At 70.6% G+C, this 16,123-nt stretch carries 7 protein-coding genes and 2 pseudogenes; 3 read left to right on the top strand and 6 right to left on the bottom strand.

Going from position 1 to position 16,123, the window contains the following annotated elements:
* Positions 1–21 precede the first annotated feature (21 nt).
* The 3 genes and pseudogenes from ACZ7L4_RS36140 to ACZ7L4_RS36150 all read right to left on the bottom strand — a co-directional run.
* Positions 22–1,911: an ABC transporter substrate-binding protein gene (locus tag ACZ7L4_RS36140; RefSeq protein WP_472109213.1), complete on the bottom strand. Its 1,890-nt coding sequence runs from the start codon at positions 1,909–1,911 to the stop codon at positions 22–24.
* 302 nt (positions 1,912–2,213) lie between these two features.
* Positions 2,214–4,817: pseudogene (locus ACZ7L4_RS36145) on the bottom strand (MinD/ParA family ATP-binding protein); the annotation flags it as partial.
* Positions 4,818–5,267: 450 nt separating this feature from the next.
* Positions 5,268–5,417: pseudogene (locus ACZ7L4_RS36150) on the bottom strand (SCO5717 family growth-regulating ATPase); the annotation flags it as partial.
* A 278-nt stretch (positions 5,418–5,695) separates the two neighbouring features.
* On the opposite strand from ACZ7L4_RS36150, the gene ACZ7L4_RS36155 reads away from it, so the two are divergent.
* From ACZ7L4_RS36155 to ACZ7L4_RS36165, 3 genes are all read left to right on the top strand, one after another.
* On the top strand, positions 5,696–7,903 hold the full coding sequence (locus ACZ7L4_RS36155; protein ID WP_472109215.1) for a protein kinase domain-containing protein: 2,208 nt from the start codon (positions 5,696–5,698) through the stop codon (positions 7,901–7,903).
* A gap of 55 nt (positions 7,904–7,958) precedes the next feature.
* Entirely contained in the window at positions 7,959–10,052 is a 2,094-nt protein-coding gene (locus tag ACZ7L4_RS36160) for a protein kinase domain-containing protein (RefSeq protein ID WP_472109217.1), read from the top strand.
* A gap of 214 nt (positions 10,053–10,266) precedes the next feature.
* Positions 10,267–11,151: a protein kinase family protein gene (locus tag ACZ7L4_RS36165; RefSeq protein ID WP_472109246.1), complete on the top strand. Its 885-nt coding sequence runs from the start codon at positions 10,267–10,269 to the stop codon at positions 11,149–11,151.
* On the opposite strand, the gene ACZ7L4_RS36170 is transcribed toward ACZ7L4_RS36165, so the two are convergent.
* The 3 genes from ACZ7L4_RS36170 to ACZ7L4_RS36180 form a co-directional block, all read right to left on the bottom strand.
* Positions 11,148–11,447, bottom strand: coding sequence for a DUF397 domain-containing protein (locus ACZ7L4_RS36170; protein ID WP_450815165.1), 300 nt, complete (start codon positions 11,445–11,447; stop codon positions 11,148–11,150). The two genes, ACZ7L4_RS36165 and ACZ7L4_RS36170, sit on opposite strands and share 4 nt — an antisense overlap.
* A 210-nt stretch (positions 11,448–11,657) precedes the next feature.
* Positions 11,658–12,881, bottom strand: a complete 1,224-nt coding sequence (locus ACZ7L4_RS36175) for a hypothetical protein (protein WP_472109219.1) — start codon at positions 12,879–12,881, stop codon at positions 11,658–11,660.
* Positions 12,878–14,494 carry a toxin glutamine deamidase domain-containing protein gene (locus ACZ7L4_RS36180; protein ID WP_472109221.1) on the bottom strand — a complete coding sequence of 539 codons (1,617 nt, stop codon included), beginning with the start codon at positions 14,492–14,494 and terminating at the stop codon, positions 12,878–12,880. Before ACZ7L4_RS36180 ends, ACZ7L4_RS36175 begins: the two co-directional genes overlap by 4 nt.
* Between the last annotated feature and the right edge of the window lie 1,629 nt (positions 14,495–16,123).

A 16,123-nucleotide genomic window follows, 5' to 3' on the forward strand; every position in this document is an offset into this window, starting at 1 on the left:
GCTCGCGTGGCTGTGCGTCGCCTACTCGCGCTCGTCCGCCGTCGTGCGGCGCCGCCGCGCGAAGAGCACTCCGCCGCCGATGACGACGAGCGCCGCGACCACGATGCCGATCACGATCCCGGTGGAGCTGGACGAACCGCTGTCCTCGCTGTCGGACGCCGACGCGGGTTCGGCCGACCACCAGCTCCAATACCCGTCCTGGCCGTAGATGTTGCCGGCCGCCGTGGGCATCGTCTGGATGGACTTGATCTGGTCGGTGCGGTAGGCCTCGACCGCGTTCGGGTACGCCATGACGTTCATGTAGCCGGAGTCGTAGAGCCAGGACTCCATCTTCTTCACGGTGTCCGCGCGCGACGCCGGGTCGTAGTCGGCGAGCTGCTGGTTGTAGAGCTTGTCGAAGGTCTTGTCGCAGATGCCGTTGTCGGTCTGCGCGACCTCCTTCGGCTTGCTCGGCAGGGCGGCGCAGGTGTGGATGCCGAGGACGAAGTCCGGGTCCGGGTTGACCGACCAGCCGTCGAAGGCGAGGTCGTACTCGCCCGCGTACCAGGGCACGGAGACGTCGTCGACGCAGTTGAGCTTGAGGCCGATGCCGACCTTGCCCCACCACTCCTTGAGGTACTTGCCGACCGCCTTGTCGTTGGGATCGGTGGCGTGGCACAGCATCCGCAGATTGATCGGCTTGCCGTCCTTGCCGACGCGCTTGCCGTCCTTCATCTTGTAGCCCGCGTCGTCGAGCATCTTGCCCGCGGACTTCGGGTCGTAGCTCAGCTGCTGATCGCTGGAGGGCTGCCAGTAGTAGTCCTGGAAGCGCGGCGGGATGTAGCCCTGGCCGCGCACGGCGTGGCCCTGGAAGACCTTGTCGACGATGGTCTTGGTGTCGACGGACCGGAAGAGTGCCTGGCGGAAGGACTTGTCGAGCAGCGCCGGGTTGCCGTCGCCGAACTTCTTGCCGCTCTTGGTCTTCCAGCCGGGGTTCACGGCGATCGCGTAGAAGCGGCGGCCCGGGCCCTCGTTGACCTTGATGTCCTTCTCGCCCTTGAGGGACGCCGCCTGAGCGGGCGTCAGGGCGGGGGAGCCGGCCACGAAGGAGACCTCGCCCTTGCGCAGGGCGGCGACCGCGGCGTCCTGGTCCTTGTACGTCTTGAAGACGATGTTGTCGAACTGCGGCGTCTTCGTCTTGCGCCAGAAGTCCGGGTTGCGCTTCAGCTTCACGTACTGGTCGGTCTTGTAGCCGGTGACGACGTACGGACCGTTCCCGACGATCGGGAAGTCCTTGTCGTTGTTGAACTTCGAGTAGTCCTTGACGTCCTTCCAGACGTGCTCGGGCACGATCGGGATGTCGAGGGACGTCATGGTCGCCTGCGGCTTCTTCAGCTCGACGACGAGCTTGGTGTCGCTGGGCGCCGTGACCTTCTTGAAGTTGCCGACGAACGAGCCGTTGGCGGTCGCCGCGCCGTCGTCCGTCATCATCTTGTTGAAGGTGAAGGCGGCGTCGTGGGCGGTGGCCTTCTGGCCGTCGGACCACTTCGAGTCCGAGCGGATGGTGTACGTCCACGTCAGCTTGTCGGCCGAGGGCTTCCACTTGGTGGCGAACCCCGGGATGACGTGGTTGTCCTTCGGGTCGTAATTGGTCAGGTACTCGTACATCAGCCGGTGGATGCTCGTACTGACCAGGCGCGTCGCCAGGAACGGGCTCAGCGAGTCGACGCTCTGGGCGACGGCCACGGTGAGCGTCTTGTTCTTGCCGCTGTCGGCCTTGGCCGCGGCGTTGCCGCTCGCCTTCGCCTCGGCCTGCTGCGGCGCCGGGTTCAGCGGCGTGGCGAGGCCTGCCGTCAGGGTGAACGCCGCGGCGCCCGCCGCGAGGAGTATCCGCACTCCGCGCCGCGGTGGGCGGGCCGTTCTGTGGTCCATGTCTTGCTGAGCTGGTGTGTCCATCGGCGGTGACCTCGCGCATCGCTCGCACAGCTGGGCTGGATCTGAGAATTCAGGTCGACTGAAGTGTTGGTTTATCAGCGGCAGTTGAGGAACGTCAACGGTGGGTGAACCCCATGTGGCCTGCGGAAATAACGAGTTGACCTGCATTTCACGCACATTGGTCGAGACCTCTGATGCTTTGCAGGCCAGGGGATGGCACCCGGATGGGTGCAGGACACGCCGGGGGCCCGCATCCGTGTTCGACGGGTGCGGGCCCCTGGGTGAGTTGCTCAGTGCGGGGGTGGCGGTGGGGTCTGCCAGCCGGGGTGCATCGGCTGCTGCGGTGCCTGGTGCTGGTGCTGGTGCTGGTGCTGATGCGTGCGGGCGAAGCCCTCGGCGACCATCGCGGAGAGGTCGAAGTAGGCTTCCCGCACCTTGGGGCGCATCATGTCGAGGTCGACCTCGGCGCCCGCCGCCAGGTGCTCGTCGAAGGGGATGACGATCACGCCGCGGCAGCGGGTCCGGAAGTGACCGACGATGTCGTCCACCTTGATCATCTTGCCGGTCTCGCGGACGCCCGAGATGACGGTGAGGGAGCGGGCGACGAGCTCGGAGTACCCGTGCGCGGACAGCCAGTCGAGGGTGGTGCTCGCGCTGGACGCGCCGTCGACGGACGGGGTCGAGATGATGATCAACTGGTCGGCGAGGTCGAGGACTCCGCGCATCGCCGAGTACAGCAGGCCGGTGCCGGAGTCGGTCAGGATGACCGGGTACTCCTTGCCGAGCAGGTCGATCGCGCGCCGGTAGTCGGCGTCGTCGAACGTCGACGACACCTCCGGCTCCACGTCGTTGGCGATGATCTCCAGGCCGGAGGGGGTCTGCGAGGTGTACCGACGGATGTCCGCGTACGAGTGCAGCTGCGGGATGTTCTGCACCAGGTCGCGGATGGTGGCGCCGGTTTCGCGGCGTACGCGGCGGCCGAGCGTGCCGGCGTCCGGGTTGGCGTCGATGGCCAGGATCTTGTCCTGACGTTCGCCGGCGAGCGTCGAGCCGAGGGCCGTCGTCGTGGTCGTCTTGCCGACGCCGCCCTTGAGGCTGATGACGGCGATCCGGTAGCAGGACGAGACCGGGGTGCGGATGAGCTCCAGCTTCCGCTGCCGCTCCGTCTCCTCCTTCTTGCCCCCGAACTTGAACCGCCCACCACCCGCGCCGGGCGCCTTGCTGCGCTGCTTCTGCCGCTTGCTGTTGACCAGCCGGTCGGCCGACAGCTCGACGGCGGCGGTGTAGCCGAGGGGCGCGTTGGTGTCGTGGGGCTGCGGGTGACCGGGCGGCACGGGGTGCTGCACGGGCTGTGCGGGCTGCTGCCAGGTGGGGTGGGGCTGGGCGCCGGGCATGGGTTGGGCGGGCGGCTGGGGTTGAGCGGGGTACGGGGAGCCGTACGCGGGTGGGGACTGGTGGTCCGTGGGGGGTGGGGTCGGTGTGGGCTGGGTCGGGGGTGCCGGTTGGGCGGGTGTGTGCGGGGAGCCGTAGCCGGGTGGTGGGGTTGGCGTGGGCTGGTTCGGCTGGTGCTGGGTGGGGGGTGCCGGTTGGGCGGGTGTGTGCGGGGAGCCGTAGCCGGGCTGTGGGGTTGGCGTGGGCTGGTTCGGCTGGTGTTGGGTCGGGGGTGCCGGTTGCGCGGGGGCCTGCGGGAAGCCGTAACCGGGCTGCGGTGCGGGCGCGGGTGCGGCGGGCGGCTGCGGGAAGCCGTAACCGGCCGGGGGAGCGGGGGCCGTGGGCGGTTGGCCGTGGACTGGGGGTGCTGGTTGGGCCGGGGGCTGGGGGAAGCCGTAGCCGGGTTGGGGCAGCGGCTGCGGGCCCGAGGGAGCGTTGGGGGTGGGCTCGCTCTGGGGCGGGCCGTATTCACCTTGGGGCGGTGCCGCCGCGGGGGCGGACCACTGCGAGGCCGCGGCCGGCGCGGCCGGCTGGAACGACGGCGGCAACGGCGGGACTCCGCCTGCCGGCGGGGGCGGGGGAGCCCAGCCCGCTGCGGTGCCAGGGGCCTGAGCCGGCTGTGGCGTGGCGGGATCGGCGACCGGTTCGGGGAGGGGAACCCGGGAATCCGCGGGGGGTGCCGTGGATTCGGCGACGGGCGGCGTCGGCTCGTTGTCCGGCCCCGCGATCGGGAAGTCGGTGTCCGTAGGGGCCGCTTCGGCCGTCTTCGCGCGGGAGCTGTCCGTGTCGATGTCGACGTGCACCCGGTGGGCATCGACCCACGCTCGGGCCCTCTCCTCGGGAGTCTGGTCCTCCGGGGGCGCGGGGGCGGGCGGCTCCCCGAGCGCGGCGAGCTCCTCGAAGCTCCGCTTCAGCGAGGGAGCGGAGAAACGCAGAGTGGTGCCGGTCTCCAGATCCCCATTGTCCGCATCGTCAGGACCGGTTGACGACTCCTGCCCATCCGAAACACCGGCCGCGGCGGGGGGTGACTGAGCCGGAGCCGCCGGTGGCAGCGGCTCAGCGATAGCCGCTGGCGCTCCAGGCGTAACGGAACCCGACGTCGTGGTCGGCTGAGCCGGTGCTGCCGGTGCTGCCGGTGCTGCCGGTGCTGCCGGTGCTGCCGGTGCTGCCGGTGCTGCCGGTGCTGCCGGTACGACGGCATTCGGCGACGCAGCCGGCATCGCGAACTCGGCCGGCATCGCCGGGGCGGGCGGGGGGCCGGGAGCCGCCGGAGTACCCGGTGCGGCCGGGGCCACCGAGTCGCCCGGTACTCCCGGTACTCCCGGTACTCCCGGTGCGGCCGGTGCGGTTGGAGCCGGCGGGGCCACCGGAGCTACCGGCATGGTCGGCTCAGCCGGAGCTGCCGGAGCTGCCGGAGCTGCCGGAGCTGCCGGAGCTGCCGGAGCTGCCGGCTCGACGGGCAGCGCTGGCATGGCGGGCGCCGCCGGGGCAACCGGCGCCGCAGGAGCGGCAGGAGCGGCAGGAGCGGCAGGAGCGGCAGGGCCTGCCGGAGCCGCCGACTCGACCGGCATCGCTGCCCTGACCGGAGCTGCCGGGGCGACTGGAGCCGCAGGAGCGGCAGGAGTTGCCGACTCGACAGGCATCACCGGCGTAGCCGGCGCCACCGGGGTGACCGGAGCTGCCGGAACGACTGGAGCAGTTGGAGCCGTCGGAGCCGTCGGAGCCGTCGGAGCCGCTGGTGCGGCCGGGCCTGCCGGAGCCATCGGAGTCACCGACTCGACCGGCATCGCTGCCGCGGCCGGACCCGCCGAGGCGATCGGAGCAACCGGCGCCGCCGGGCTAACTGGAGCCGCCGGAGCCCCCCGCATCCCCTCCGCCCCCGTACCCCAACTCCCCCCGCCGCCCCGCGCGCTCGCCTGCTCGTACCAGGGCGGAGGCGCGTAGTCGATGGTGAACTCGCCCGGGGAGTCGCCCGTGAACCCGCCCGGAGGCTCGGCACCGGATCCCGCGTCGGACGGGTCGCCGGCGGGTGATCCGCCGCCCCCGCGGACATCGTCCCGATCGCTGCTCACAATGCCTCCTGGTGTGGTCGAGCCCCCGCCCCCCTTGACGCGTGCGCGGGAACACAGGACACGTCCCGTCCCAGCCTAATCACCAAAACCGCCCGCACGGCAGGCCCGTCCACACCCGGTCGACTAGACTCGCCGCGCCGTGGCTGGGGAGGTCGTGGCTCGGACTGCGGCGGGGAGGGCGTGGCGTGCGGAATCGGATGAGGGGCGGCGCCCCACCCGTGTGCGTACAGCACACCCACTGACCCGCTCTGCCCCCGACCCCGGCGAGAACTCACCTCATGCCTACCGCGCTCACCCACGACGACCCCGTACACCTCGGCCCGTTCCGCCTCGTCGCCCGGCTCGGCAGCGGCGGCATGGGAACCGTGTACGTCGCGCGGACCGCCGGCGGGCGCACCGTCGCCGTCAAGACGATGCACGCCGCGCTCGCCGCCGACCAGGCGGGCCGCACCCGGTTCCGGCTGGAGATCGACGCCGCCCGCGTCATCGGCGGGCAGTTCGGGGCGAAGGTCGTCGACGCGGACCCGCTGGCCGAGACCCCGTGGCTGGCCACCGAGTACGTCCTCGGGCCGCCCCTCGACGAGGCCGTCGAGGCCGGCGGGCCGATGCCCGAGGCGACCGTGCGCGCGCTGGGCGCCGCCCTGTGCGGGGCGCTCGGCCAACTGCACCGCAGCGACGTCGTGCACCGCGACCTCAAGCCGTCCAACATCCTCGTCACGGCGTACGGCCCGAAGGTCATCGACTTCGGCATCGCCCGGGCCATCGGCGACGACCGCCTCACCCGCACCGGATCCGCCGTCGGCACCCCCGCGTTCATGTCACCGGAACAGGTCACCGGTCAGGAACACGGCCCGGCCGGAGACGTGTTCGCGCTCGCGGGCGTCCTGGTGTTCGCGGCCCGTGGCAGCGGCCCGTTCGGCAACGGACAGGCCGCAGACCTGCTGTACCGCGTGCGGTACGGCGAACCGGACCTCACGGGTGTGCCCGCCGCACTCGCCCCCGTACTGGCGCGCTGCCTCGACAAGGACCCGACGCGGCGGCCCACCACGCAGGAGCTGTCCGCCCAACTCCACACGGGGGCGGGCGAGTTCGCCGACCACCTGTCCGAGACGCTGCTCGGCGACATCGGCCGCCGGGCCACCGCCGTATGGCAGCCCGCCCCGCAGCGGCTCGCCGCACCCCTGACGCACACGCTCCCGCAGACCACCGCTGTGGACTCCACCACCAGCGCGCCCGTGACGCGGCGCCGTTTCCTCGCCGCCGGCGGCGTCCTCGGCGTCGGCGCGCTCGCGGCGGGAGGCGCCCTGTGGTGGACCGGCCGCTCCTCGGAGGAGGCGAAGAAGAAGGCGGCGGACCCCAAGGCCACTGACACCAGCGGCCGCCGCAACCTCGACCCCCTCTGGAAGGACGAGGGCTACTTCGGGAGCAGCGTCGTCGACGGCGGAAAGGCGATGATCCCCGCCATCGTCGGCGGAGTCGCCGTCGCGATGCGCGGATACGCCCGCGGCCTCGCCGTGTCCGACGGCGCGAAGAAGTGGGACGACCACATCGGCGGCGGATGGCAGTGGACCGCCGCGGACGGCAAGCTCTACCACCTGTCGTACAACGTCTACCAGGACGACCGGGCGGGCGCGCCCGTCGTCGTCGAGGCGATCGACCCGCGCACCGGCAAGAAGACCAAGACCCTCGCCCGCCTCGCCGACACCAACGACCACCTGGAGGGGAACCAACTCCTCTGCGTCGCCGACGACATCGCGTACGTGGTGGCCGGCAAGGGCAAGGGCGGAAAGCTCGGTTACGAGAAGGCGCAGAAGTGGACGCTGCGCGCCGTGAACTGCGCGACCGGCAAGACGCTGTGGTCCAAGCCGCTGCCCCGGCGTGACGAGCTCGACCAGTACATGTACATCCTCGCCGCGAAGGTGGCCGGCGGGCGCCTGGTCACGTACCAGCAGCAGAAGGAGGACGAGCCCCACATCGTCGTACGGAACCTGAAGACCGGCGCCATCCTGTGGGACGTCCCCTACCTCGTCGACGACGCCGCTCCCTTGTGGGCCGGGATCGCGGCCGACGACACACACCTCTACATCGGCGGTACCCGGCTGCGCGCCGTGCGCCTCAAGGACGGCAAGGCGCAGTGGCAGACGCCCGAAGGCCGCGCGTTCGGCCCGCCGACGCTGGTGGGCGGCGTCGTGTACGCGGTGGGCGAGGGCGTCGGACTCGCCGCGTACAAAGCGAGCGGCGGCGAGCGGCTGTGGGTGGAGAAGGACGGCAGCGCCGACGAACAGTCCAGGGCGTGGCGCCCGCTCATCGGCAAACAGTGCGCGTACTACCGCAACGGCGCGCAGTTGCACGCCGTCGACCTCAAGAGCCACGAGGTCGCGTGGACGTACAAGACCGACGGCGACCGCTTCTACGCGAACCCGGAACGCACGCGCATCCTCTCCCTGAGCGACAACGCCAAGCTCGCCGCGTACCCCATGAAGTGACACCCCCCCACGCACGCACACGTTCCAAGACCGCCTCCCCGGCAGAAGGCCCCACATGAAACCCCTCGGCATCGGCGACCCCCTCCGCCTCGGTCCCTACCGCGTCCTCGGTGTCCTCGGCGAGGGCGGCATGGGCAAGGTGTACGTCGGCCAGGACGGCGCCGGGACGCTCGCCGCGGTCAAGGTGCTCAAGCCCGAACTCGCCCACGACACCAACCTCGCCCAGCGGTTCGTGCGCGAGGCGCAGGCCGCACAGGCCGTACGCAGCAAGGGAGTCGCGAACGTCCTCGGCGCGTGGACCGAGGGCGGCCGACCGTGGATGGCCACCGAGTTCCTCGCGGGCCTCACCCTCGACCAGGCCGTCGAGGCGCACGGCCCGCTGCCCGAACCCACCCTGCGCGCCCTCGCGGCGTCCCTCGCGCACACCCTCGCCGACATCCACGCGGCCGGCTTCATCCACCGCGACCTCAAGCCGCCGAACATCGTGCTGACGTCCACGGGCCCGCGCATCATCGACTTCGGCATCGCACGCCCCGAGCACGGACTGACCCTCACCACGACGGGCGAGGTGCCGGTCACCCCCGGATACGGGGCTCCCGAGCAGGTGCTGGGCCGTCGCGTCACCCCGGCCGCCGACATCTTCTCGCTGGGTGCGGTGCTCGTGTACGCGGCCACGGGACGGCGCGCGTTCGACGGCGGACACGTGGCGGCCGTGCAGTACGAGGTGGTGCACGGCGAGCCCCAACTCCAGGGAATCAACCCGGAGTTGCTCGCCCTGATCGCCCCCTGCCTCGCGAAGGACCCCACCCACCGTCCCACCCCGGCCCAGATCGCCGAGGCGATGCGGCCGCCCAAGGGCGCGGAGAAGACCTGGCGGCGCGGCTCCATCGCCGACGCGATCACCGAGCGGGAGACCGGCGCCCGGCACCTGTCGACGACCGTCGTCGGCGGGGTGCGGCCGCAGCAGCCCGCGATGTCGCGAAGACGCCTGCTGACGACGCTCGCCGTCGGCGGCAGCGTCGCCGCGGTCGGCGGCGGCACGGCCGCGTGGTGGTACGGCTCGCGCCCCGACAGTGCCCTGTTCGACATCCCGGCCGCCGTCAGGACCCCCGTACAGGCCCTGAAGTCCAAGCCCGCCGACGACTACGTCGAGAACGGCGGGTCCATGAAGCTGTGGTCCGTCGGCACGGCCGACGCCACCTCGCCCGAACTGCTGCCCGTGCGCGACGTGCTGGTCTTCGCGCTCGGCTCCGGCGGCATCGGGGCGTACGGCGTCAAGAACGGCAAGCGGCGCTGGTCCGCCGCAGGACTGCGGGCCAGGTCCGGCTACGTGTCGGTGGCCGACCGGCTCGTCGTCGGCGCGGACGAACAGGGCACGCTGCACACCTTCGTGCCCTCCACGGGCGCGGCGAAGTGGACGTGCGAGCAGGCCGAGGCCGAGACGCTGCTCGCCGCGGGCCCCGACGCGGTCTACCTGATCACGAAGGACGACCGGCTGCGCTGCGTCAACAGCGAGGACGCCGAGGTGCGGTGGACGGTCACCGTGCCCGCGAAGTTCCGCGGGAAGCTGCACGGCCCGGCCGCGGTCGGCGGAGGCCTCCTGGTCGTCCCGTCCGGCGACGGCACGGTGCTCGCGGTGCGCACCGACGACGGCCGCACGGCATGGAAGCAGTCCGAGGAGTCGGAGTCCGTCGTCCGCCCCGCCATCGCCGACGGCATGGTCTACCTCAACGGCAAGACCCTGGAGGCCTACCGGCTCCGCGACGGCAACCGCGAGTGGAGCACGTTCCCGCTCGGCGGCGCCGACTCCGTGTACAGCAAGTGGGGCCCGCCCGAGGTACGGGGAAACCACGTGTACGCCAACGCCGTCGACGTCACCCGCTGCCACAACCGGGCCGACGGCAACCAGGAGTGGTTCGCCGTCGGCCCGTCCACGACCAGCCGGGTCCTCGCGCAGGGCACCAGCCTCTGGTCCGTCGACGACGGCGGCGGCATCGGGGAGCTCCAGCTGAAGGGCATCCCGCAGAAGGACGGCAAGAACGCCTGGACGACCAGGTTCCCGCGGCCCCACTACACGCAGCTCGCGGTCGGCGGGAACCGGGTCTTCCTGCTGATGGACAGCACGGTGCAGGCGCTGTCCGTGTTCTAGGCGGCGGTAGGGTCGGCGGTGGGGCGGGGGTGTTGGAGGCGGGTTCGCAGCGGGTTCGCGGCGGGTTCGGCATCGGGGTCCGTACCGCGGGCCCGTACCGGGTCCATGCCGGGTCGTACCAGGGCCGTGTCGGGGTTTCGTGTCAGGTTTCGTATCGGGGGAGTGATCGCACGTGCAGAGCGTCAGGGGCGGGGCCGGGGGCGGCGGCCGGCAGATGGGCCCGTATCTGCTGCTCACGTCCATCGATCAGGAGGGCGCGGCGTCGGCGGCCCGCTACATCGCCCGCACACCCGAGGGCGACCGAACAGTCCTCCTCAGCACCCCGGCCCCCGGGGTCGACCCGAACCGCTTCATGGCGGAGGCGGACGCGGCGCGCTACCTACTGGGCAGCTGGACCCTGCCGACCGTGGAACTGGCGCCGCCCGGCGGAGCCCCCTGGCACACGCGCCCCTACGTCCCCGTACTGCCGCTCCCCATGGCGCTCGCCCTCCACGGCGGCCCGCTGCCCGAGCGCACCGTCCGCGCCCTCGGCGTGGCACTCGCCGAGACGCTGTCCGTGATCCACGGCCAGAGCCTCGTCCACGCCGGACTCTCCCCGGCGGCCGTACTGCTCTCCTTCGACGGCCCGCGCCTCGACTGCTTCGGCGCGGTACGGGCGGCGGCACCCGACGGAGCGGTACGCCGCGACCTGCCGGGCGTCGACGTCACGGCCCTCGCGCCGGAGCAGGCGGCGGGCGGACAACCGCGCCCGCTCGGCGACGTGTACGGCCTGGGCGCGACGCTCGCGTACGCCGCGACGGGCCACACGGTGCCCGAACGGGACGAACTCCCGGCGTCGCTGCGCTCACTGGTGAGCCGATGCCTGTCCCGGGACCCGGTGCAGCGCCCTCAACTGGCGGACATGGTGGCCGAGTTGAGCGCGGGTGGTGCGGCGCGTCCCGCCGGTTTCGGCTCGACCGACCACGCCTCGACGCTCCTCACGCCCGGCTGGCTGCCGTCGCGCCTCGTCGCGGCGCTGGCGCACCAGGCGGCCTCGGTCCTGGACGCGGACATGCCGACACAGCCTGCTGCGGCAGGTACGTACGGGTACGGCTACTAGACCTCCGCGCCACCCGTGCGCGGAGCCGGCTCCAGGTCGAACTCCCCGTCCCGGGCCCCGAGTACGAACGCCGTCCACTCCGCCTCGGTGTACCGCAGCACCGTCTCGGGCTCCAGCGACGAACGCATCGCGACGGCGCCGCCCGGCAACTTGGCGATCTCGACGCGCTCCTCGTCCTGCTCGGTCCCGGGCGCGCTCTCCCACGTGACACCGGAGATGTCGAGCGCGTACAACTCGTTCTTCTCGCGCTCCTTTCGGGCCTCGATCTCCTCCGGCGTCTCGCCTGTGGTCCCCACGCCGCATCAGCCCTTTCCGTCACTTCATGGCAAACACCCTCAGCTTAGCGAGAGTCGGCCGACGGCTGTCAGGAATCAACGGTCACTCACCCGAACTCCGGGGCGTAGACCATCGCGTCGGAGACGAGGCGGGGCCACTTCACTGACGGCAGTCCATGGCCAGGACGATCGCCCCGACCGGCGGCAACTCGTCGGCGTCCGCCACCAGCACTATGCCTGGTGCTGAACGCTGGAGACCCGGCAGGTGTCACACCAGAACCCGTAGAGCGTACCGTCGAAGTTCATGTGCCCGAACACTGTCGGGCCACTGTCGATCGATGCGAGGAAACGCATGGCCAAGCCGCATTCCGGACACCGTGGATGCGATGCGGTTGTGATCCACCGGGGGCGTCCACCCACTTGGTGACGGGAGCTGCCGCCCGTGGCGTCGACGCTGATTCCCAACTGGTTCGGGTGAGGCTCGAGCGCCATGGCCCGCACCCCCGGCACAACGTGACCGTCGTCAACCCCAGGCCCCTGGGGGCCGTAGAAGACCTCGAGCCCGTCCGGAACGAGTTTCACCGTCGCGAACTCCAGGGTGTAGCAGTGACAGGAGTACCAGAAGAAGGAGGGATCGGTGCTCAGCGGGAACGGCAAAGCTGCCGCCCTGAGTGTCAACACGCGCGCCGCGGGCCGGTCGCAGACGGGACAGAGCGGCATGTCACCGGCGTACGTCCCGCCCATGATGTGCGGACTCTCGTCGCGGTCGACCACGGATCCCATGTAGGCAGGCTCGTACCCCGAGCTTTCGCCCGAGTCCGGCAGACGGCCGGCCATTTCCACCAGGGCTTCCCATTCAGCCGGTTCGGGGAAATCCTCACGAAAGCCCAACAGCGCCTGTGCTGCCGCCTCGGTGCGCATCCGCGCCAGCAGGTTCAGGGCTCCTGCCTTCTGCCCGTGTCGCCACCGGTCGACGAGCCCCGGCACATAGGAGTCCGGCCCACCGGACAACATGCCGAACCGAACATCGGGATCCTTGATTCGACTCAACTGCGGTCGCAGCAGCCCAGGTTGGTAAAGGCTCACTTCATAAACGACATCGAACCAAGGCCCGTATGTGTCCTCGGCCTCGAGATAGTCGTTCACCACCTCTTCGAGGAGCCTGGCCGACAGCCATGGGACCAGTCGGGAAACGGCAGGAGCCATGCCCTCGACTCCGCGGAGCCGCTCTGCAACGCGATTCTTTTCCTCCTGGAGCCCGGGCAACAGGGCCAAATACTGGGCCGCGAACGCAGCGACCCGCTCATCGCGCGTCGTCAGCAGACACGCGACTGCTTCATCGACCCCTCGCCCACCCTGTTGCGACAGCCATGAGGCGATGCGCTCGGTGATCTCCCCAACGGAGATGGATTCGTCGTCGATGAGCTCCTGGGAAAACAGCTCGAGATGCGTCAAGGCCTCGCCTTTCTCAGATACGTCAGCAGCAAATCGTTGATCTCCTTAGAGTAGGAGATCTCACTATCGGCATCATTCGCCAGGTTCTCATAGTGCTTGACGTAGCGGGCCACCACCGCCCTGGTCAGGCATCGAGGGTCACTGTGCGGCAAATTTGGGTCAAATGCTGACAATTGTGCTTCGAAGTCCCTGCGTGCTGCTTCGGCGAGATTTCGGGCGTCCTGCTCTTTGCGTTTCAGTTCGGTAGGACTGTCGCGCCCCGCCTGGCGCCCACCGTACGTCCTGCTGTACTTCTTGTGGAATTCATCGGAAATGAATATGGCCCAGCCGTTGTTGTTGATTTCATCCTTCTCTTCCTTGCTCAATCGAAGGCGCTTTCGCTCGCTGTCCGTAAGTGGGCGACGAACCCTCTCCTCCTCTTCGCTGTACCTCTTGTTCTGTGCGGAAATCTGCAACGCCTGATTGGACGGGATGTGGTCGGGTGTCATCCCGTCGCCGACCTCGCCACGCCCACCCCTGCCGGGGCGGTCCTCCTTGTACTGGATGGACTCGCCTTCCTGGATGCGCGAGGTGGGTCCTCCGGACGTGGGGGCAAGGTCGATCAGTTCGTCCAGCTCAGGAGGTAGATCGACATGCTGAGGTTGAGGTGCGGTCTGCTGCGGGCCGACGGTTGGCCATGTTCCTGAATTTGGCGAGTTTGTGCTATTGGAGTGTTGGCTGGAGGTGGAGCCGTACCCGATGCTTGCGGACATCTGTTGCGGTGGTGCTCGATAAGCGTCTCGTTCGCTCGAATTCAGTCGAGTGGATTCAAGTCTTGGAGAGTCGGTCGCATTCTGCTGCCTGGAGTCCACTGCCTGGGCGAACAGATTGGAGAGCCGCTCGCGGTCTACATGCGTCACGAACGGGCCAGGTCCCTGGAACTCCGTTGATGCGCGCTCACGGCCAGCGTCCGTGCGGTCGTCCACTGCTGTGGTGGCCCGTGTACCCGAGTTAGGCGCAGAGTCGCGGTGGCCCTCGTCGGGTTCCGCCACGGAATTTCGCTGTCCGGACTCAGCTTCGGTGGACTGTCTTTCCCATGGGGCGTCCATGGTCTGGCCGTTGGGGTCGAAGGGGACGTAGCGGACGCCGGCGGCGCCGGTGTGGATGGGGTTGGGGCTGACTTCGCCGGTCTGGTGGTCGACCCAGATGATCTGGCCGTTGTGGTTGTAGACGTTGAAGGCGTGACCACCGCCACCGGGCCATTGGACACCAATGATGGCGGCGGAGCCGGGGCCCGCCTCCTGGAGGTGTTGGGCTATTCGCGCATACGGATTGGGGTGGTCGGCGCCGGCCCAGATCTGGGGGCGTCCGGCCCAGGCGTCGAGGTTGTTGTACGAGTCGCGCTCGGGCGACATCGTGTCGAGCGAGCCGTCCTGGTTCTTGTCCGGGGTGCGCGGTGCCGAGACCTGGGGGTCGCCGAACCAGGTGGACAGGCCTGCACGGGCATTGTCGAGGCAGTTGTTGGAACGGCCCGGCTGCTCGATGCCGTGGTCGTTCTCGAGTTGGGCCCATTCGCCGTTGGGGTCGGGGTGGCGCTGCGGGGTGCCGTCGGGGTTGCGGGGGACGGCGTCCAAGAGGGCCTGTTGGTCGGCGGGGTCGGGCGGAAGCAGGCCGTAGGGGGCGTGGTTGAGGCTGTCGCGGATCTGCTGGAGGCTCTGGCCCTGGGAGAGAGGGGCGGGCTGGTCCTGGTGCGGCGGTGGCGGGGTGGGGGACTGGTGTGGGGGTTGGTTGTTCGAACCGGGTCGCTGGGCGGCGGAGTTGTTGTTCGGGGTGGGGGCGGGCACGGCGTAGATGCCCGCCGGCCCCGGCTTGTTGGCGGTGTGGTGGGAGTCGGCGTTGCCAGGGGTGGCTGGGCCGGGCGCCGAGGGCGATGGCTGATCGGGGCGGCTGGGTGCGGGGCGGTCCGGAGTCCGTGTGGGCGTGGGTGTCGCGCCTTGGGGCGTGTCCGTGCGGGGGGTGGCCGTGGGGCTGGTGTGGCGCGATGGGCCCGGAGCCTGGGTGGTCGGTGCGTTCGCGGCCGGGCCCGGCGTCGGGGCCGGTGCGGTGTGGGGGACCTGGTTCGGGACAGGCGTCGACGGAGTGGGGTCGGTGCTGGGGGCCGGATTCGCCGTGGGCGCGGATCGGGTGGGGGCGTGGGCCTCGGTGGCGGTTGCGCTTTGGGAGTGGAAGGTCGGGGTGGAGGTGCGCGAGTGCGACATCGAGTCGTTGCCCGTGCCCGTGCCCGTGCCCGTGTGCGTACCGGGGTTGGGCATGGAGCCCGGGGTGGCAGGGGTCTGGGATGAGGGCGAGGTCGTATCGGTGGGCGTGGGGGTGCCAACCGAAGCCGTCGGTGTGGTGGGAGTGGTGGGTTGTTGCACATGGGTACGCGGGTCCGTGCCGGTGGCCGGGTCGGCTGCGCGGTCGTGCGAGGGCGTCTGCGACAGGGGGCCGGGGCCGTTGGACTCCTGAGATGGGGTGGCGCTCTCGGATGCCGTGTTGATGCTCTGGGACGGATCGGGCTGTCCGGGGGTCGGCGGCATGTCCGGTGTGGGTGCGGGGGTGTTCGTGTCCGCGTCCACGCGTGCGTGCGGGACCGAGGACTGCGGGTCCGACACGGCGGCCGGTGCTGTTTGGCCGCCGCTCTCCCGCTGCGGACCCGTCGATGTGTCCGGCGTGGTCTGTGTTCCGGGCGAGGAATCAGGCGTACCCGACGGGTTGGGTGAGTCCCCGGCATCGGTCGACGCGGCGGCCTGAGCCGCGGCCCGCTGCTCGGTGTAGCCCGCGTCGAACGGGGTCAGCGGCCGATCGGACGACGGCGCAGAGGCAGGGGGCGCCGCGGACGCCGGTGCGGCGTCACTACGCGCACCGGCGTGAGCCCCGGCTCCCGTATCGACACTCGCTGTCGGGCCGCTGCCGCCCGTTGATGCCGAGGCGGACGTGCCGCCGGCGTCGTCACCGGAGGGGGCCGCGGACGCCGCCGCACGGGCCCCTTCACCACTTGCTCCGGTTCCCGAAGCTGCGGAGACGGGGCCGGAGCCGCTGGCCCCTGAACCGCTGGCTCCGACTCCACTGGCACCGGAGCCCGAGTCGGTTCCGCTCCCGTTGCTCGTCCCGGAGCTGGCCCCCGCCCCGGCATCCGCATCGGTCCCGCCCGCCGACGAAGACGACCCGTTCCCCGCCGCACTGTCCAACCCGCCCCGCGCATGCGACCCCGCCCGGCCCCC

It is taken from the genome of Streptomyces sp. NPDC107575 (assembly GCF_055657265.1).

Bases quoted from the DNA above. Each gene is read 5' to 3' on its own strand.
- ACZ7L4_RS36140 (WP_472109213.1), bottom strand. From the start codon at position 1,911: ATGGACCACAGAACGGCCCGCCCACCGCGGCGCGGAGTGCGGATACTC.
- ACZ7L4_RS36155 (WP_472109215.1), top strand. From the start codon at position 5,696: ATGCCTACCGCGCTCACCCACGACGACCCCGTACACCTCGGCCCGTTC.
- ACZ7L4_RS36160 (WP_472109217.1), top strand. From the start codon at position 7,959: ATGAAACCCCTCGGCATCGGCGACCCCCTCCGCCTCGGTCCCTACCGC.
- ACZ7L4_RS36165 (WP_472109246.1), top strand. From the start codon at position 10,267: ATGGGCCCGTATCTGCTGCTCACGTCCATCGATCAGGAGGGCGCGGCG.